The 18,679-nt window shown below is 59.0% G+C and carries 14 protein-coding genes; 9 read left to right on the top strand and 5 right to left on the bottom strand.

Translation table 11 applies throughout. The features are described from left to right. Positions 1–137: 137 nt before the first annotated feature. From HME9302_RS10320 to HME9302_RS10310, 4 genes are read left to right on the top strand one after another with little or no spacing between them, the layout of a single operon-like run. A complete protein-coding gene (locus HME9302_RS10320; RefSeq protein WP_230079965.1) occupies positions 138–4,088 on the top strand; it encodes a BREX-1 system adenine-specific DNA-methyltransferase PglX in 3,951 nt (1,316 codons plus the stop codon). Then, positions 3,976–4,251 (top strand): hypothetical protein, encoded by a 276-nt coding sequence (locus HME9302_RS13440; RefSeq protein ID WP_230079964.1) that lies wholly within the window; start codon positions 3,976–3,978, stop codon positions 4,249–4,251. The genes HME9302_RS10320 and HME9302_RS13440 overlap by 113 nt, the downstream gene beginning before the upstream one ends. 6 nt (positions 4,252–4,257) lie before the next feature. Continuing rightward, positions 4,258–4,494 carry a hypothetical protein gene (locus HME9302_RS10315; protein WP_115366943.1) on the top strand — a complete coding sequence of 79 codons (237 nt, stop codon included), beginning with the start codon at positions 4,258–4,260 and terminating at the stop codon, positions 4,492–4,494. Positions 4,495–4,496: 2 nt separating this feature from the next. Further along, positions 4,497–5,375 (top strand): hypothetical protein, encoded by an 879-nt coding sequence (locus tag HME9302_RS10310; RefSeq protein WP_115366942.1) that lies wholly within the window; start codon positions 4,497–4,499, stop codon positions 5,373–5,375. 444 nt (positions 5,376–5,819) lie between these two features. Here the strand turns inward: HME9302_RS10310 and HME9302_RS10305 are convergent, their stop codons facing one another. The 4 genes from HME9302_RS10305 to HME9302_RS10290 all read right to left on the bottom strand — a co-directional run bounded on the left by HME9302_RS10305 (position 5,820) and on the right by HME9302_RS10290 (position 12,047). After that, positions 5,820–6,971, bottom strand: coding sequence for an alpha-hydroxy acid oxidase (locus HME9302_RS10305; protein ID WP_230079963.1), 1,152 nt, complete (start codon positions 6,969–6,971; stop codon positions 5,820–5,822). Between the two features lie 11 nt (positions 6,972–6,982). Further along, a complete protein-coding gene (locus tag HME9302_RS10300) occupies positions 6,983–8,482 on the bottom strand; it encodes a serine hydrolase domain-containing protein (protein WP_115366941.1) in 1,500 nt (499 codons plus the stop codon). Then, complete coding sequence (locus tag HME9302_RS10295; protein WP_268243493.1) at positions 8,482–9,714, bottom strand: MFS transporter; 1,233 nt, start codon at positions 9,712–9,714, stop codon at positions 8,482–8,484. Before HME9302_RS10295 ends, HME9302_RS10300 begins: the two co-directional genes overlap by 1 nt. Positions 9,715–9,824: 110 nt before the next feature. Further along, positions 9,825–12,047: a TonB-dependent receptor gene (locus HME9302_RS10290; protein ID WP_181815745.1), complete on the bottom strand. Its 2,223-nt coding sequence runs from the start codon at positions 12,045–12,047 to the stop codon at positions 9,825–9,827. 134 nt (positions 12,048–12,181) lie between these two features. Between HME9302_RS10290 and HME9302_RS10285 the strand changes: the two genes are divergently transcribed. From HME9302_RS10285 to HME9302_RS10270, 4 genes are all read left to right on the top strand, one after another. After that, positions 12,182–12,820 (top strand): helix-turn-helix domain-containing protein, encoded by a 639-nt coding sequence (locus HME9302_RS10285; protein WP_181815744.1) that lies wholly within the window; start codon positions 12,182–12,184, stop codon positions 12,818–12,820. Positions 12,821–12,915: 95 nt separating this feature from the next. After that, entirely contained in the window at positions 12,916–14,052 is a 1,137-nt protein-coding gene (locus HME9302_RS10280; protein WP_147270803.1) for an NAD(P)/FAD-dependent oxidoreductase, read from the top strand. Next, positions 14,049–15,545: a M81 family metallopeptidase gene (locus tag HME9302_RS10275; protein WP_181815743.1), complete on the top strand. Its 1,497-nt coding sequence runs from the start codon at positions 14,049–14,051 to the stop codon at positions 15,543–15,545. The genes HME9302_RS10280 and HME9302_RS10275 overlap by 4 nt, the downstream gene beginning before the upstream one ends. Next, complete coding sequence (locus tag HME9302_RS10270) at positions 15,545–17,029, top strand: alpha/beta fold hydrolase (protein ID WP_115366935.1); 1,485 nt, start codon at positions 15,545–15,547, stop codon at positions 17,027–17,029. The genes HME9302_RS10275 and HME9302_RS10270 overlap by 1 nt, the downstream gene beginning before the upstream one ends. Before the next feature lie 46 nt (positions 17,030–17,075). On the opposite strand, the gene HME9302_RS10265 is transcribed toward HME9302_RS10270, so the two are convergent. Then, entirely contained in the window at positions 17,076–17,864 is a 789-nt protein-coding gene (locus HME9302_RS10265; protein ID WP_181815742.1) for a sterol desaturase family protein, read from the bottom strand. Between the two features lie 218 nt (positions 17,865–18,082). Here HME9302_RS10265 and HME9302_RS10260 point away from each other — a divergent pair, with 218 nt between their 5' ends. Further along, on the top strand, positions 18,083–18,574 hold the full coding sequence (locus HME9302_RS10260) for a TetR/AcrR family transcriptional regulator (protein WP_181815741.1): 492 nt from the start codon (positions 18,083–18,085) through the stop codon (positions 18,572–18,574). Positions 18,575–18,679: the final 105 nt, after the last annotated feature.

Below are 18,679 nucleotides of genomic sequence, written 5' to 3'. Positions count from 1 at the left end.
CGAGGGATTACTAAAGTAGCAATAAATAGATTCAGCGATCGGCCCGTCTTGCGCCCCGCCGTTCCACCGCAATAAACTCTGCAAATGATTTTGAGAAAATGTTGGCGTGCGTGCGGCGGGTCGATAAGCCGGTTCAAGTGACCGATACCACTCTCTTCACCGCTGGCGCGCTTTTCAATCTGGATTATCTGGAAGAGGGCATAACCCGCAGCAGTCCGTGGCAGGACACTGATCCCGCCGAACTGCGCGCGGCGCTCGCTGCAATCATGGATGGCTTCCCGCACGGCACCAGCCCCAATGAGGCGACGACGGAATCCGATCTGGTCTGGCCCGTGCTGGAGGCGCTTGGCTGGGCGGATTATCTCACCCAGCAGAACCTTTCCGACAGAGGCCGGGTGGATGTGCCCGATGGCCTGCTGTTCATCGATGCCGATGCGAAGGCAAAGGCCAACACCCATGCCGAAGAATGGAAACGCTACGAATTCGGCGCGGCAGTGGTCGAAAGCAAGCGCTGGGGCCGCGCGCTGGACCGGGCAGAGGGCCGCCGGGGCGCAGACCGCGACACCCCTTCGACGCAGCTGCTGCGCTATCTGAGGCGAATTGATGACCTGACAAGCGGGGCCTTGCGCTGGGGCATTCTGACCAATGGCGCGCGCTGGCGCATTTACTATTCGGGCGCGCGTTCCACCATCGACGAATATCTGGAACTGGACCTGTCCCGCATCATGGGGCTGGACGGGGATTTGCTGGATGCAGGGATTACCGATGAGGACCGCGACCACTGGCTGCGCGTCTTCGCCACTCTATTCAGCCGTTCCGCATTTGAACGCGCGGCACCCGATGCGCCCAATTTCCTGGAACGCGCCCGCAAGGATGCCGCATTTTACGAAGAGCGCGTGGCCAAGAGCCTGTCCGACCTCGTGTTTGATCGGCTTTATCCCGATCTGGGCAAGGCGGTCGCTAGGGCCGCGCCGGATGATGCCTCGCTGGACGACATCAGGCAGGCCACGCTCATCCTGCTCTATCGCCTGCTGTTCATCCTCTATGCCGAGGATCGCGGCCTGTTGCCTGTGCGCGACCCACGCTTCGACGATTACGCCCTGCGCGTGGCGCGGCTGGATGTCGGCAGGCGCAAGGATGACGGCGACACATTTTCCAGCGTGGCGCGGCAGATCTGGGCGCGGTTCTCCAGCCTGTCGGAGATGATCGACAAGGGTGACCCGTCGGTTGGCCTGCCGCCGTATAATGGCGGGCTGTTCAGCGCGTCCCAGCCGCTGCTGAACGATATTCGTTTGGGCGATGACGTGATGGCAGAAGCGCTGGACATCCTGTCCTTCGAACAGCGAGACGGCCGGCGGCGCTATATCAACTACCGCGATCTGACCGTGCAGCAACTGGGTTCGATCTACGAACGGTTGCTGGAATTCGAGCTGGTGCGCGGCGATGACGGCGAACTGGACATCCGCCCGAACATCTTCGCCCGCAAGAACAGCGGCAGCTATTACACGCCCGACGAGCTGGTGCTGCTGATCCTAGATGAAACGCTGGAGCCGCTGGTTACCGACGCGCACCGCGCCTTTGCCGATGCACTGGGCAGGCTGAAGCCCGGCGACAGCGAAGATTACAAGCTGGCGCGCCTGCAACAGGCGGACCCGGCAAAGGCCATCACGCGGCTGCGGGTATGCGATCCGGCAATGGGATCCGGCCATTTCCTGGTCAGCCTGGTCGACAGGCTGACCAATCTGGCGCTGGATGCGGTGGCAGAGGCGGCGGCGCTGGCGATGCAGGAACTGGGGCTGGAATATGAAAGCCCGGTGTCGGAGGAAGTGCGCAGGATACGCGGCACCATCAGCGCCAATGCAGAAAGCGCGGGCTGGGCGGTAAGCGAGGAACAGCTGGACGATCCCCAGCTGGTCAAACGCATGGTGCTGAAACGCTGCGTCTATGGCGCGGACAAGAACCCGATGGCGGTGGAACTGGCCAAGGTTTCGCTATGGCTGCACACCTTCACCGTGGGCGCGCCGCTCAGCTTCATCGATCACCATTTGGCGGCCGGCGACAGCCTGTTCGGCCTGTGGGTGCGCGATGCCATCGACAAGGCCGGTAAAGGCGGCGAACTGTTCCTGCACGAACCGCTGGCCAATGCGCAGCGGCAGGCGGCGGCGATGCAGACCATCGAAGCGCTGACGGATGCGGAAATTGGCGAGGCCCATCGCAGCGCGGAAATGTGGCGCGATGTGGAAGCGCAAACTGGCGCGCTGGACGGCTTTGTCAGCTTCATCCATGCGCTCGACTGGCTGGACCTGAAGGGCGATGACAAGCCGCTGGTGGCACAGTGGCTGGACGGGCAGTTTGGCGACCCCCTGAACATCGCCCGCGGCCGGCTGTCCCCCGAAGAAGGCAAGGCGCGCGCAGAGGATGTGGAACGCTTCGCAGAAATATGGACAGAGGCCCGCGCGCTGATCGAGGAAGAGCGGTTCCTGAACTGGCAGATCACTTTTCCCGGCGTGTGGACCAACTGGGCCAGCGCCGAACTGGAGGGCGGGTTTGACGCCGTGGTGGGCAATCCCCCGTGGGACCGGATCAAGCTGCAACAGGTCGAATGGTTCGCCGCGCGTCGGCCGGAAATCGCCAGAGCGCAACGCGCATCCGACCGTAAGAAAATGATCGGCGCGCTGAAGGTCGCCGAAGACCCGCTGCATGGCGATTACCTGAAGGCTGACAGGCGCGCGGCAGACACGCTGCGGATCGCCCGGCGCAAACCCAAGGATGGCGGGCATTATCCGCTGCTGGGGCGGGGCGACATCAATCTTTACAGCCTGTTCGTGGAACGCGCGCACCGGCTGGTAAAGCCCGGCGGCATGGTGGGCCTGCTAACTCCCAGCGGGATCGCCAGCGACCTGTCCGCCAGCGTGTTCTTCCGGCAGGTGGCGACCGGCGGGCATATCAAAGCGCTGTATGATTTTGAGAACCGGCGCACTCGCCACAAGCTAGAACCGTTCTTCCCAGACGTGGACAGCCGGTTCAAATTCATCGCCATGATCGGCAGTCCCGGACGGACATTCGATGCTACGCAGTGCGGGTTCTTCCTGCAATCGGTGGAGGAGCGCGCAAACCCCGATCAGGCGTTCCCGATTACGGCGGAGGACTTCGCCCGCGTCAATCCCAACACCGGCACCGCGCCGATCTTCCGCACCCGCCGGGATATGGAACTGACGACGGCCATCTACGCCCGCGTGCCGGTATTGGTGGACAAGTCCACTGATGAGCCAGTGGCGGCTTGGCTCGTAAAATATCGTCGTATGTTCGACATGACGAACGACAGTCACCTGTTTCGGACCCGTGCGGAGCTTGAAGGCGCAGAAGGTGCATGGCCCATCGGAGGCAATTGCTGGCAATCTGAGGCTGGCGAATGGGTCCCGTTGTATGAAGGCAAGATGGTGCAGGCCTTCGATCACCGAGCGGCAAGTGTCATTACCAATTCTGAAAATGCCAACCGACCAAATCAGCCCGTCAATACGACGCTCGATGAACACCAAGATCCTGCTTGGCTAGCAACGCCAAACTCATGGGTGCTAGCAGATGAAGTGAAGCCAAGGGCGCTATGGCACATCGGAATGAAGCATGTGACTTCATCTACCAATATGCGCGCCATGATTGCGGCAATCGTGCCAGACTCGGGTGCGGGTAACTCGCTTCCGATCATGAAGATCGAAGGAGCCGCTGAGCAGTCGGCCTTATTCATCGCAAATCTCAATACGGTGTCCTTTGATTTCGTGCTGCGGCAAAAGGTACAAGGCAATAACCTCAACTGGTACATAGTCGAACAACTCCCCGTCATCCCGCCAGCTGCCTACACTCGGACCCAAGACTGCCGCCGAGATCGTGCAGGAGGCGGTGCTGGAGCTGACCTATACCGCGCACGACATGGCCCCCTTCGCCCGCGATATGGGCCATGTGGATGCAGATGGGGAAGTGCTGCCGCCCTTCGCATGGGACGAGGACCGGCGGCTGGCCCTGCGCGCCAAGCTCGATGCGCTGTATTTCATCCTCTACGGCATATTCGATCCCGACCTGCCCGATCATGATGCGGCCCAGGCCCGCGACGACATCCGCTACATCTACTCCACCTTCCCGATTGTGGAGCGCGAAGAGACCAAACGCTGGGGCACCTACCGCAGCCGCGATCTGGCCCTGTCATGGGTCAACGCCCTGCTGGCAGGCCAGCCGGATGCAGAAATCGAGGGATAGAGCTACATGAAGCGCAGCGGCGGAGATGCTGGCAGGCCCATGCGCCATTATTCAATTGGGCAGCTTGAAGAGAACGTAACGCGTTGCACAACCGACAATGATGAGTTGCAACTCGTTTTAGCCGAACTCGGTTACCGGAAAACCAATCGCGCAACGGAACTCAAAGATTTGGTCAAACGCTTAATTGACACAAACCGCCGCGCCAGAATTGCGGCGATTGGCCCCCTATTCAGGAACTTTTGATAATGGCGAACGGCTACACAAAACCCAAGCAGATATCCTTGCGAAACCATCCCCAATTTTCGGAAGAGTGGGTGCAAAACATCATTGCGGATGATCCTTCTGTTTTGGGGCTTGGAACTCTCGTCCTACGTGATCGGGAGCGGATACAGCCGAAAGCAGGGCGTCTGGATTTGCTGCTACAGGATACTGAAACCTATAAGCGTTTCGAGGTTGAGCTGCAGTTGGGTGGTACTGATGAAACGCACATCATACGGACCATCGAATATTGGGATGTCGAGCGCCGCAGGTATCCCCAATATGAACACTGCGCAGTTTTGGTGGCTGAAGACATCACAAGTCGCTTTTTGAATGTTGTATCGCTCTTTAATGGGTCGATCCCGCTCGTTGCTATCCAGATGCAGGCGTTCCAAGTTGGAGAGCATGTCACTCTAGTATTTACAAAGGTGATGGATGAGTTCGAACGAGGTTTGGTCGATGAAGATGAGGATGCTGCCAGCGCACCGACTGACCGCGCTTACTGGGAGAACGACAAGGGTACACCGGCTACAGTAGATCTAGCAGACAAAATGCTTGTCTTAGCAAAGGCGCTCGATCCAGAATTAGAATTGAAATACAACAAATTTTACATCGGCTTGTCTCGCCATGGTCAAGCTTATAACTTCATATCGTTTCGGCCGAAAAAGCAATTTTTGGTTTGGGAAGCCAAGCTTCCAAAGTCAGAAGAAGTCGATGCAATGATTGAAGAGGCCGAACTGGAGACGCTCGAATATAACCAGCGTTGGGGGTTATATCGTATTCGATTGAAAGCGGCGGATATCAAGAAGCATGAAGCAACGCTATGCCAATTGATCAAAATGGCTCACGACTACCGAGTGGGCTAGTGGGCAGTTATGGATCAGGCCGGCAGCCGTACAGCAAACCGCTGACAGACAGTGCTGGAACCGCGCTTCATTGCGTCGACCTGTGAAGCCGCTAAGCGCGATTACGTCCAGCGTGTTTCGCTAAGCTATACCGTTCCGCATTTTGGCGGGCGACGCTGGTGGATGCATTGCCCCTTAGCGGCGAACGGGTCGGCAAGCTTTGTTGTCCAGAGGGGTATGTAACTTTTGCCAGCCGCAATGCGCGCTGGATCGGATATCAGTCACAGCGCAGTGCGCCCTAAGAGAAACCCTTTGAAGCGCTTCTCAGGCGCCAAGAGCGTCTGGGATGGCGTATAGGCTGGGAGCAGCCTATACGCCGCCCTGAAGGTATGTGGTGGAGAACCTATGCGCGGCTGGAGCGGCGCTATGGGGAACTGGACCGGCAATGTGGTGCTGAGATGATAATCAGTCGCGGTGGTCCGCCAACTCCGAACCGTCGATCTCCTTGATTGAAGAGCGTCCGGTCAACGCCAGCACCCGGCGTGTTTCGGTGGTGAGGATTTCTAAGGCCTTGTCCACACCGTGCCCGCCGGCCGCGCCCAGCCCGTAGAGATAGGGCCGCCCAACAAAGCAACCCTTGGCCCCAAGCGCGAATGCTTTCACGATATCGCTACCACGGCGGATGCCGCCATCGAGAAAGACCTCGCCTTGCGAGCCGACGGCATTAGCAATCGCGGGGAGCGCTGCAATCGACGAAATCGCGCCATCCAGCTGCCGCCCGCCGTGATTGCTCACGATGACGGCGCTCGCCCCGCTGTCCAGCGCTGCACGCGCATCGTCGGGATGCAATATCCCCTTTATCGCGAACGGTCCGCCCCATTCGTCGGCTATCGAGCGAGCATCCGCCCATGTCATCGCCGGGCTGAACTGTTTGGTGATGTATCCGCTCAGGGTAGATATATCTGCATTAGCCTCGTCGATACGGTGGGCGACGTTGGCCAGCGTCATGCGCGGCGCACGCGCATAATCGAGTGCCCAGCGCCAGTGTCGCAATACGTCTAAAACGCCCATCAGGCCAAGCGCAGGCGGCAATGTCATTCCATTGCGCAGGTCGCGTTCGCGATTGCCCGCGACGGGTACGTCTACGGTCAGGATGAGCGCATCGTATTTTGCTTTGCGAGCGCGCTCGATAAACTCCGACGTCAGATCGCGGTCGCGAAAGGCATAGATTTGGAACGCCTTCGGCCCGCAGGAGCGGGCGGCAACATCTTCGATACTGGTCGATCCCATCGTGGAAAGCGAATAAAGCGTGCCCGCCTTCGCCGCGGCCGCCGCTACGGCGGATTCGGCATCGGGATGAAACATCGCCGACATGCCGGTAGGTGATATCATGAAAGGTATGGAAAGCTTGGCCCCGAAAGCCTCGGTCGAGAGATCGACCTCGGACACGTCCACGAGTTGGTGCGGCACGAGCGACACTGAAGCGAAGTCCCTGCGGTTCGCGTGCATCGTGGCTTCGTCTTCGGCGCCACCATCGATATAGTCGAACATCGCCCGCGGCAGACGCCGCTTTGCCAGGCGCCGCAGATCGTCGATATTGTACGCTTTGTCGAGCATGGACATCGACTTCAGCACGCACCATCGCAGCGCATGTTCCAGTTGCGCAGGGTGGACACGCGCAATCCTTCGCTCTCGGCTTTTACGGTCGCAAGAAGCGGAACTGGCAGGGTCGGAACTGCAGCGTAGGTGTCTTGGCCCATCGGCCGCAAATCATACCGTACAGAACCGCTACCGCCCTCCACAAGCAGTTGCCTGCCTTCGAATGAAAGTCTGGTGTTGCGGTAACAAAATGGCGAAGCTGGCAACTCCATAGCTGCATCGCCCGCAATCGGATCGAGCCGCCTGGTCTGGCCATGTTCGTGCAGCCAGACCTCCTGGCCATCACATTCGAAGGCGAGACGGCCCATGCCTGCGCTGTCGGCAGCGACTGTGGCATCGCCCTGCTTATATAGCGGCAGGCGCTGTACGTGCAGATCGAGCTCGCCTGGATTGAGCGAGAAACCCCGCCCCATTGCATCATCGTAAAATTGGCCGGTCGGCCCGCTTTCGGCAGGCAACGGCGCAGGCGGGAGAATGCCCAGCTGCTCGGCCAACCGATCGGCCAGGTCCGGAGCGGCGATCGCGCCGTTGTTGCTCGCCACGGCTATGGTGCAATCGGCATCGGGGTAAGACACCAACTGGGCAGAGCCGCCGATCACCCCGCCCGGATGGTGGACCCGCGTAACGCCGCGGAACGAAGCCTTGATCAGTCCAAGGCCGTAGGCACTCGATCCGCCACCTTTTAATGGGGTGGCAGAACTCATACGTGCATATATCTGCCTCTGATCGATATTCTGCAGCCATCGGTTCCAGCGCAGCAGATCGGAGGGCGTCGAGATGAGCCCACCTTCGCCCGTGATTTCTGCTGGAAAACGAGCGAGCGTAAAGCCGGTGGGCGATGGCAGTGCGGTGCGCGCGCAATGCGCTGGAAGGTCATCATCTCGGGCCACCAGGCTTGTAGCTCGCAATCCGGCGGGTCCGAAAAGATACTCACGCAGAATGTCATCGAAGCCCAAACCAGTCGCGCGTTCCATCGCCAGAGAGGCCAGCGCAAACCCGGTATTGTTGTAGCAGAAATGCGAACCCGCTGGGAAATTGAACGTGTCGCGCGCGAATGCCTGCGCGAATCCTTCACGCTGCGGCATGAACGAAAGGCCGTTTGCGAATAGCCACATATCGAGTTCGTCGTGCATTCCGGACGTGCAACTCAGCATATGCCTTAAACGAACTTTCGATAGCAGTTTGGGCAGTTCGGGTATTTGGTCACGGATCGATGCATCGAGGTCTAGAAGTCCATCACGCTCCAGCAGTAGCGCCGCAGCCGCCGTGAATTGCTTGCTTGTCGAGCCGATCCGAAATGGGGTTTGGTCGGTTATGGCACCGCCATGTTCGGGGTGAAGCATGCCGCCGCACGCCTTGGTGATCACCTTTCCGCCCTGTGCCAAGGCCATGGAAACACCTGGCTTTCCAGCAAGGTTAAGGCTGCCGACGAATGAGTCCACGGCACTGCGTACCAGATCTTTGTCCATCAGCTGCCGACCTTCCGCGCAAAACGCGCTTGCATCGGCAGATAGAGAAGAATTGCCACGACAAGGATCGGTAGCGCGGTAGCAGTGACGGAGTAGCTCAAAGCGCGTTCTCCGTCGAAGAACAGATCGGAAAAAAGACCTGTCACGACCGGACTAAATCCTTGAAGGATCGTTGATATCAAGGTTGCAAGGGCCAGGATCTGACCGCGCATTTCGTTCGGTGCAATTTCCTGAATGAGAACAGGGCTTAGGGCGACGATCCAAAACAGTCCGAACAGCTGGGCTGCGCCCGCAATCAACGCGATATTCGCACCGGCAAGCCATGGCAGGGCAAGGACAACGACCAGCGAAAGCGCAGCACCTGCGGGCAGGATTGACGCGACCAGTCCAGCATTGCGGGCGCGCAGCCGCTTTTCGAAAACGATCGCGATTGGCACAGCGATGCCGGCGCAAATCGCTGCGGCAAGGCCATAGCGAATTCCGGCCTGCGATGCTGGCCAGCCGAACTCGCGGATCATGATTGTGGGGTGCCAGCTGTTGATCGCATTGCCGACCGCAAGCGCGGCGGCCGAACCGAATACCAGCGGCCCGAACAGCATCTTGTTCTCGAAAAGGTACGCCACGACTTGCTTGACGCTAAGGCCCGAACCATCCCGTAACACCAGATCGTGCCGTTGGGGCTCGCGCAAAGTCAGGCCGATCAGCAGGGCAGCAACCGGCCCGGGCACGCCGACGATGATGAAGGCTGCGCGCCAATCCTCAAAATCAGCTAGGGGGGGCGGAAAGATGATCGCGCCTGATGCAAGTGCGCCGAGCGCAAGGCCGCCAAGGCTGACCGAGAGGCTCGCACAGACAACCACCGTCAGGTAGAACACCAGCATGGCGGTTGCCCGCTTCTCGCGCGGGAAGAAATCGGCCAGGAGGGAATAGATGAGCGGCATGATCGCCGCCTCTCCAATGCCGACCCCCACCCGAAAAGCGAACAACTGGTTGAAATTCTGCGCGAAGCCGCACAGCACGGTCATCGACGACCAGATGAGCATGCAGACAATCAGCATCCGCACCCGATTGGTCCGATCGACCAGCCTACCGAGCGGCAGGGCTGCCACTGCGGCAAAGAGGGAGAAGGCAAGACCCTGAAGGACGCCTATCTTCGTGTCGGAAATATCGAGAGAAGTTTGCAGCGGTTCGACCAGCAGCGAGATGATCTGCTTGTCGATGAAGGCCAGCAGGATCGTCAGGACGAACAGAGCCAGCGCATACCAAGCGTAAGCGGGCCGGACATAGACATCTTGATCCAGGTCCGACCCGCTTGTTGCCGGAGAGGCGATTGTAACGCCGCTCAGAAGTCGGCCCCGACCAACAGGCCAAAGGAACGTGGCCGCCCGACTGCGACGTCAAGCCGTCCGCCGACATTGGTTGCGCCGAGTTGCGGGATCTCGTTCGTCAGGTTCTTCGCGAACGCAGCCACTCGCAAGGCACCGAAGTTCACGCTCGCGCGCAAATCGACCGTCAGATAATCGTCCAGTGTGAATGACGGGTTCGCCAAACTGGCCGGAAAGCCTGATTCCCTATCGCCCGCGTAGCTGATCGTTGCTCCGACATTGCCGAAAACGTCGCCGGAAAGCGGAAAGGTGTAATCCGCGAAGCTCGTGGCGGTCCATTTCGGGACTAGCGGCAGACGATCGCCATCCTGTCCGCCGACCACCAGACTGGTATCATCCGTAAGCACTGCGTTGGTATATACCACATTGCCGCCAAGCGTCAGCCCATCGAGCGGCTCGAATGCGACCTCCGCCTCGACACCTTCACTGCGCGCGCTTTCACCATTTCCGCGAAACGTCGCGCCGTTGACGATCTGAATGATCTGGATATCGTCCCAGTCGATACGGAAGGCTGCGACACCGAATGTGCCCGAGCGTCCGAAATTGCCCTTAATTCCGGCCTCGTAATTCCACAGTGTGTCCGGGTCGAAGGTCAACGGCACCAGACTTTCGCCTGGATTGGCCGGGTTCGGCAAAATCGCATTTGGGCCGCCCGGACGATAGCCGGACGCTGCGCGCGCATACAGCGTGACATCCTCGGTAATCTGCCAACTAGGAGCGACGACATAGGTCGCGCTGTCGTCGTTCGATTCGTTGGTCACTGTCGACACTACGCCCGGCGGCAGGCCCACGGCGGGGCCGCTGGTGCTCTGGCTAAAGAACTGTTCGTTTTCCGCTATACGTAATCCAAGATTGAGGGACACGCGCTCGCCGAAGAAGAGCGTCGTATTGGCAAAGACGGCAAACTCCTCGTAACTCGTCGGGAGTTCTACCACAGCCGTCGGGTTCAATGGCACGAATGGCCCATCGCGAACTGTCAGGACCTGATCGTTGCGGCTGTCCTCTTCGGTATAGAATAGCCCTACCTGCCATTCCAGCGGCATGCCCTCGTCACGTGAAGCTGACGTGAGCCGAAGCTCTTGCACGAATTTCTCGGTTTCCGCTTCCCGCAGCAGAGCAACAGCGGTCGAGCCAAATGGAGCGCCGAAACTGGCGGTGGCATCGCCGATTGCAGGTGTTTCGAGTTCGGAATAGGCGGAAACCGACGTCAGCGTGGCAAAGCCGAAGTCGAAATCCGCGGTCAGCGAATATTGCTGAAAGTCCTGCGTAAGTTCTGCCGCGACAGTGCGGTCGTTCTCGAGCTCACCATAGACAGGGTTCCCCGTAGCGAAATCATACCGCACAAGCGCGCTATCGTCCTGTTCGGTCCGCTGGTACAGGGCCGCGGCGCGCAAGGAGATATTGGGGCCCGGTTCGATTAGAAGCTGCGCCCGCCCGCCATAGCGTTGGTTGCTGTTGATATTATCCCGGCCTGTAAAAACGTTGTCTACGAAGCCGCCGTCCTCCGCATAGAAGCCGGTGAACCGAAGCCCCGCGACCCCCGCTATCGGCACGTTGACCGCACCCTTCACACCATAGTTGAGATCGCCGCCGTCCACTGCGAAAATGTCGGCTTCGACGCGCCCTTCGAACGCATCAACATCGGGCGCACGGGTCACGTATTTCAGCAAGCCGCCGAGCGTGCTGGCGCCGTAGATCGTCCCTTGCGGGCCCCTCAGCACCTCGATCCTCTCGATATCGAACGGAACCAGCTCAAACCCTAAGCGACCACCTGTAGCAAGCGAGGTCGAAGAACCGACCGGCGCTTCGTCGACATACACACCGACGGTCGACGCCGGGTCGTCTCCCGCATTGACACCACGCAGAATGAGCTGCCGCTGACCGGGTCCGCCCTGGGACGAGGAACCAAGGCCTGGAATGTATTTTGCATAATCTTCGAAATTGACGGCGCCGATATTTTCGAGCGCCTCGCCATCCAGCACGGTGATCGAGCTTGGAACTTCAGTTAAATCCTGCTCCCGTTTTTGCGCCGTGACGACGATTACGCGATCTTCAGGCGCAATCTGCCCGTCCGATGCGCTTTCCCCCGGTGACACACTTTGCGCAACGACTGGCGAAGTTACCGAAAGCGCGATCAGCGACGCCGCCCCATACAGGCAGCTGTTAGCGAAACGAGTCATCATCCTCTCCCATAGCTCACTTGTATGTTTCGCATAATGGACAGTGTTGTCTATAGGAAACTTTCCAATGACCGCTTGGTTGTGGCTTTCGTGCTTGAAATGCGCCAATCACGAGCTGAAACAGGATTATGAGAATGGGGGCCGCTATCGGTACCGAGACAAACCCACTTGCAGTCGCCTTGCGCGCGCTACGCAAAACCAATGGGTGGAGCTTGGCCGATGTTGCCAGGAAAACCGGTATTTCCACATCGGCTCTGTCTAAAGCGGAGAACGGACGCCTGTCGCTTACTTACGACAAGCTTGCAGCTCTTGCTGGCGGTCTCAGCGTCGATATCGCCACGTTTTTTGAGAAAACTCCTGTCGATCGTGCATTTGCCGGCCGGCGCAGTATTGACCTAGGAGATCCGCGATCCGGTGTAATCGATACACCGAACTATACCTATCATTACCTGAATACGGAAATTTTGAACAAGAAGATGGTCCCGCTTATCGTCGAGCACAAAGCTCGCAGCAGGAAAGAGTTTGGAGATTTCGTGTATCACGAGGGTGAGGAGTTTCTTTACGTTCTAAAAGGGCGTCTTGAAGTTCAGACGGAACTGTATGAGTCTTCGGTTTTGGAAGAGGGACAGTCCGTTTATCTCGATAGCGCCATGGGTCACGCTTATATCAACGCTGGCGAAGGTGTTTGCCGCACCCTCGCTGTTGTAAGCGCACCCGCCGAAACGCTGGAGCGAGCCCTTGATCTGCCAAATCGGAAAAACTTGAGCGATTAAGGCGGCTCTGCTGCGTCCCCCCATTTAGATTGCCGCTTGTTTCGTTTAGGAAACATCGTAGGGTATTCGGCGACTGACGGAATGGATGCTGGCGAGTGGCTCTTAATTTTGACATCGTGGTAATTGGTGCTGGCATGGCAGGCGCGTCCATCGCATCTGCGCTCGCACAAACCAAACGGGTCGCCCTGATCGAGATGGAAGCTGCGCCCGGTTATCATACGACCGGACGGTCGGCGGCACTTTATACCGAACTTTATGGTAACAGCACGGTGTGCGAGATCACAAGTAGGGGCCGAGCGTTTTTCGAAAACCCGCCGCGAGGTTTCTTGCGGCCTCTCTTGCATCGCCGCGGATGCCTCTATTCGGTTCGACCGGACCAAATGTCAGCGGCTGACCACCTGGTTGCGAATGCTTGCCAGCGCGAGATAGAATTGCAAACTTTAAGTCCCGATCGCATGGCGGAGTTGATTCCTGCGCTGAGGTCGGATGTCCTGGCGTTCGGTTTGTTCGAGCCGCAATCCATGGATATTGATGTAGACGGTCTGCACCAAGGCTATCTACGCTGCGCCAAGGAACGCGGCGTAGCGTTCTTTGTGGGTAAGAGGCCTGTTATCGAGCAGACTGGTAACAGTTGGCTCGTAACAGTCGGGGATGAAGAAATTTCCTGCGCCGTGGTGGTGAACGCAGGTGGAGCGTGGGCCGACAGTCTGGCTGCTGAATGTGGGGCGGATCCGCGGAGGCTGATACCGCATCGCCGGACGGTGGCGTTGGTCGATCCGCCGGTGGGCAGGAACCCGCAAGACATCTCCGGATGGCCGGCGGTGATCGACATAGACGAGAAGTTCTACTTCAAGCCTGAAAGCGGGAAGTTGCTCTGTTCGCCCGCCGATGAGCATCCGTCCGATCCATGCGACGCCGTACCCGAAGAGATCGATATCGCCATCGCCATCGACCGTATGCAAGGTCTGCTCGACTTCCCTGTACGCCGGATCGAAAGCAGTTGGGCAGGTTTGCGAACCTTCACCGCAGATAAGACGCCGGTGGTCGGTTTCGACCCGCAGGTCGAGGGTTTCTTCTGGTTCGCGGGACAGGGCGGCTATGGAATACAAATGGCGCCAGCTCTTTCGGATTTAGGCGCGCGCATGCTGCTGGGGGACCCGCTCGACGAGGCAGACCGCAGGCTGGCGCGCGCCGTGAAACCATGCCGCCCGGCCCTTCGGGCGGCGGCATGACAAACCGCGCGGTGTTTATCGCTGGTCTGATGACGGAGACCAATACCTTCTCCCCCATCAAGACCGACCTTGGTGCGTTCGAGGAACAGGGCCTGTACTACGGTGACGGGACGCGGCGCGCGCCCGATGCGCTGCACCTGTTGGCGATGTCCCATTGGCGCGCGCTTGCGGACGATAAGGCTTGGACAACGGTAGAAAGCCTTGCCGCGTTCGCGCAGCCTGCCGGACCGACGAACAGGGATTGCTACGAAGCTTTTCGGGCCGCGATCCTCGACGATCTGCAACGGGCTGGAGAGGTCGATCTCGTCCTGCTCAACCTCCATGGCGCAATGGTGGCCGAGGGCCTGGACGATTGCGAAGGCGATTTGCTGCAGGCGATAAGAGAAATTACCGGACCGGATGTCGCCGTTGGCGCTTTGCTCGACCTGCATGCCCATTTGACACCCGCCATGGTGCGATCCGCTGATCTAATAATCTCTTATAAGCATTACCCGCATGACGATATCGTGGAGCGCGCCGCAGAACTGTTTCGCCTCACCTCCGACGTGGCGAGCCACAGGATCAGTCCGGCTGCAGCCGTTGCCGATTGCCGCCTTATCGGGCTCTGGCCCACGACCGGCCCCGCAATGGCCTCGATCGTGAACGAGCTGACCGAGCTGGAGAAGCGACCTGACATCCTAACCGCCTCACTCGTTCATGGGTTTCCATGGGGCGATGTGGAAGACGCCGGCGCGCGCGCACTAGTCTATGCCAATGGTAATCCTGGCAGCGCGAAAGCGGCGGCACTCTACATCGCCAGACGCTTCCATTCCCAGCGCGAGGCTGTGTCGAGCCGTTATCATTCTATTGAACAAGCTTTGGACGAGGCTGCGAAGGTTGCGGAAGGTCCGATCGTCCTTGCCGACATGGCGGATAATGCAGGCGGCGGGGCTCCTTCGGATTCCACCTTCCTGCTCCAAGCCATGCTCGAGCGTGGCATGTCGAATGCGATTATTGGCTGCTATTTTGATCCGCAATCGGTCGAGCGGTGTTTCGCCGCAGGCAACGGCGCCAGCGCGCGGCTGGAACTGGGCGGGAAGCACGGGATCGCGAGCGGACCCAGTCTTCCGGTCAAGGTTCGGGTCATTGCTCTGGAGCAAGACCACTGGCAGACCGGGCTAGGCGGTTCGCGCGTGCATCTGGGACGCACCGCCCTCGTTGACGCAGGCGGGATTTTTATCGCGATCTGTTCGGTTCGCGCGCAGGTTTTTGCGCCCGACGCGTTCGTGGGGCTAGGGGTGGACGTCGAAACGATGCATGTGGTCGCGGTGAAATCCACGCAGCACTTCCATTCCCGCTTCGCCCCAATTGCCCGCCGGGTCATTTACGTTGCTACGCCAGGCGCGATCTCGCCGCAATACGACCGGTTGCCATTCACAAAGCGCGATAGCGATGTCTGGCCGATTAACGCTGATCCGCCGCCCCCGCATCTGCTGGACCTGAAAGCTACCTGATGACCTTAGCCATTCTTCTCCTGGCATTCGCCAGCGCCCTGTCGCTTTTCGGCGCGCGAAGCATGGTCCGCCGCTCTCGCAAGGCTTGGCTTGTCGCTGCCGTAGTCGTCTTGGTCGCCGCCATTATGCTCGTGCTCGCCGTCGAGCCGATGCGCTGGCAGCTCTATGCGCCGCTTGGGCTGGCCGTCCTGGCGTTGCTGACTGCCGTGCTGCGGTTGTCGCGGGGCGCGCCGGATCGGCCGCGGTGGTGCTCTGCCCTGGCCGCCACCGGTGCCGCTTCACTATTTGCGCTCGCTCTCCTGCCGCCGCTCCTGTTTCCGATGTTCACCGTCCCGGAACCGGTAGGTGAAATGCCAGTCGGTACGCGGAGCATCGCACTTGTCGATCCGGACCGTCCGGACCCGGTGGGAGGCGCTCCTTCCGGCCAACGCGAACTGGCGATACGCGCTTGGTACCCGGCATCAAGGGCTGACGCCGACCGCGAAACAGCGCAACTCATGAGCAAGGGTGTCGCCGATGGTATGGTGTCCGGCGCGACGCCAACCTTTATCTTCCAGCACCTGCAATTGATCGGAACGGCGAGCGTCGTCGATGCGCCGATCTGGCAAGACATCGAGCGCGCACCCATTGTAATCTTCGTGCCAGGCTTCCGATCGTTCACCACGCAAAGCAGCGTCTTGGCCCAAGATCTTGCCAGCCAAGGCTTCGTCGTCCTTGCAATCGGCTCGCCCGGCGATGCCAGCGCGCTCGAATATCCAGACAGCCGGATCGCCGCCTTCAACAACGACAGCCTGTTGGCAGATGAGAAGGGTGTCGAGGCGCTTACCCGCGCTACGACTGCCACAAACGTGAAGGCACAGCGCGCCGCGATCGGCGAAGCTTTGGAAGAAATGCGCGGTGCCGATGCGACGCTTCGTCATCAGGTTGCCGATGTCCGGCTGCTTGCCGATGTCATCGCGCGCGAGGAGGTGGACGGCTTCGCAGGCCACCTGGATACATCGCGTGTTTTTATTGTCGGCATGTCGCTCGGCGGAGCGGTCGCCGCACAAGCCTGCGCCGAACTTTCCATATGTGCTGGCGCAGTCAATCTCGACGGGTTCCAATTTGGCGACTTCTTCGAGCGTTCCTATCCCAAGCCGCTTCTGGTGCTCATGTCCGACCGCGGCGAGGTTCCGCCGCTCAACGGATCAATGTACCGGGAACGGGGCAGCTCATTCCCAAACAACGTGCTCTATCGCGAAATCGCAGGCGCCAGTCACCTGGACTTCACCGATTTCACGCTGGCAGCCCCGTGGCTAAAACGATGGGCGCCCAACCCGTTATTGGGCGCGGTCAATGGTGAGGACATGGTGGCAGCCACTTCGTCTACCATAACCGGTTTTTTAAGGTCGGCCATAGCTGGTCGATCAGCCTCTTTCCGGATTCGGTCTACTGACAAAGTGCGCTTTCGGAGCGTTGATTCCGGCTCCAAGGCGCAGCCCTGAAATTCGGAAATTCGGGCGTCATCGCGTTACATCTGAAGGCGGGCGCTCAGCGTAAAGGAACGGTCAACCGTTTCCAAAGCGTTCTTTCGCCATCCATCGGATCGCCAAGAGCAGTCGTGTCGCGCTCGGAGAATGTGCCAAAGATCCGGTCCCACAATGTCATAGCGCAGCTGTAATTGGTCTGGCTTTCGGCGAATACCGAAGAGTGATGCTGCATATGCTGGCTGTTGGTCGTGAGTACGAGCCCGACCAGTCGCTCGTTAAGACGCAAGTTCGCATGGGCGGTCGCAGAGATAATCATCACCAGGCTTGCCGCAGCCACTGCAACGTCGGTCAGGCCAAACACGATGGAAAGAATAATCGCAGGCGCGACCAGCGGGACTGCCTCGAACGGGTGCGTCGTGTTCCAGTTCATAGCGCTCAGTTTCGTATAAGTATGATGGGTGCCATGCCCGAATATTCGCCACAACAAGCCGATTTCATGCTGCAGGCGATGCGACCAATAAGCGATTAGCTGAATGAGCGCGAAACCCAGCGCGACCTGCACGGTCATCGGCCAATCGGATGGCCAGTATATCGCGGCAAACGAACGCGTATGGTCGAACCAGTTTGCCGGGAAAAACAGCGCGCCAAATTCGACCAGTGCCAGCGATGCAGCAACGATGGCAAACATCGCGACGACCTGAAGCCACTCGCGCGCATTTTGTTTCCATTCGAGGCGCGCCGGCCAGGTCCGCTCGCAAAGCGTGAGGGTAGCGAAGCCAATGGCGAGTGACAGATAAGGCCCGATACCTGGGATAGCGCCGACCGACGCATGATAGACAAACGCGATCAAGCCCGGTCCCAAAAGCCAGTAAAGAAGCACAGGAGGTTGTGTATCCGTGCGGATCGGAATGCCATCCGCATTGCGGAATCCACCGCCTGACCGAAGAAGTTTTAATCGCTTATACGTCATACATCCTATAAACATACAATGTGTATGTTTGCAAGTCTCAGTCGACCTCCTATTCTCTCATGATGCCTTCGCAGATACAGAAACAGAAGAGCGCAGCCATGCGCGCGCGCCTCATCAAAGAGGCCCGCCATCTTTTTGGCAGGCAGGGATACAGCGCCACGTCGCAGGCCGAAATATGCGCTGCCGCCGAAGTGTCTCGGGGTGCGCTCAATTATCATTTCGACGGAAAAAAGGATTTGTTCGAGGCGGTCGTGGAAAATGTACTCAGCAGCTTTCGCGATTGGGGAGACGACAGGGATTTACGCGAGGAGCTGGAGCATTATTTTCGGACGGCACTGGATCCCGAAATTTTCAGCATCACGATTAGAGATGCGCCCGCAGTGCTGGGTATCCAAACCTGGCGCGACATCGAACTTGCACATTTTGTCGAGCCGATGGTCGCACGCGGGCTTGAACCGCTGAGTGCACGCATGGTTTATGGAGCATTGCTAGAAGCGACCATAGCGGCGTTCTCGGCCAACGATCGCGAAGACACCATCTCGCGAGCGCTCTTATTGGTGGAGCGGATTATCCACGCTTGGAACGATTAATGTACGAACCTGCCACACTAGTACCGCAACCAGACATTCCTCTTTCCATCCAAGCCCCGACATCTCACCCTCCAAACTAGGAAGATGAAAGCTGTCGACCACAGT

It is taken from the genome of Alteripontixanthobacter maritimus (assembly GCF_003340475.1).
Classification (GTDB): domain Bacteria; phylum Pseudomonadota; class Alphaproteobacteria; order Sphingomonadales; family Sphingomonadaceae; genus Alteripontixanthobacter; species Alteripontixanthobacter maritimus.
This window is presented reverse-complemented; position numbering and strand designations above follow the sequence as displayed.

Bases quoted from the DNA above. Each gene is read 5' to 3' on its own strand.
- HME9302_RS10315 (WP_115366943.1), top strand. From the start codon at position 4,258: ATGAAGCGCAGCGGCGGAGATGCTGGCAGGCCCATGCGCCATTATTCA.
- HME9302_RS10310 (WP_115366942.1), top strand. From the start codon at position 4,497: ATGGCGAACGGCTACACAAAACCCAAGCAGATATCCTTGCGAAACCAT.
- HME9302_RS10305 (WP_230079963.1), bottom strand. From the start codon at position 6,971: ATGCTCGACAAAGCGTACAATATCGACGATCTGCGGCGCCTGGCAAAG.
- HME9302_RS10300 (WP_115366941.1), bottom strand. From the start codon at position 8,482: ATGGACAAAGATCTGGTACGCAGTGCCGTGGACTCATTCGTCGGCAGC.
- HME9302_RS10290 (WP_181815745.1), bottom strand. From the start codon at position 12,047: ATGACTCGTTTCGCTAACAGCTGCCTGTATGGGGCGGCGTCGCTGATC.
- HME9302_RS10285 (WP_181815744.1), top strand. From the start codon at position 12,182: ATGGGGGCCGCTATCGGTACCGAGACAAACCCACTTGCAGTCGCCTTG.
- HME9302_RS10275 (WP_181815743.1), top strand. From the start codon at position 14,049: ATGACAAACCGCGCGGTGTTTATCGCTGGTCTGATGACGGAGACCAAT.
- HME9302_RS10270 (WP_115366935.1), top strand. From the start codon at position 15,545: ATGACCTTAGCCATTCTTCTCCTGGCATTCGCCAGCGCCCTGTCGCTT.
- HME9302_RS10260 (WP_181815741.1), top strand. From the start codon at position 18,083: ATGCGCGCGCGCCTCATCAAAGAGGCCCGCCATCTTTTTGGCAGGCAG.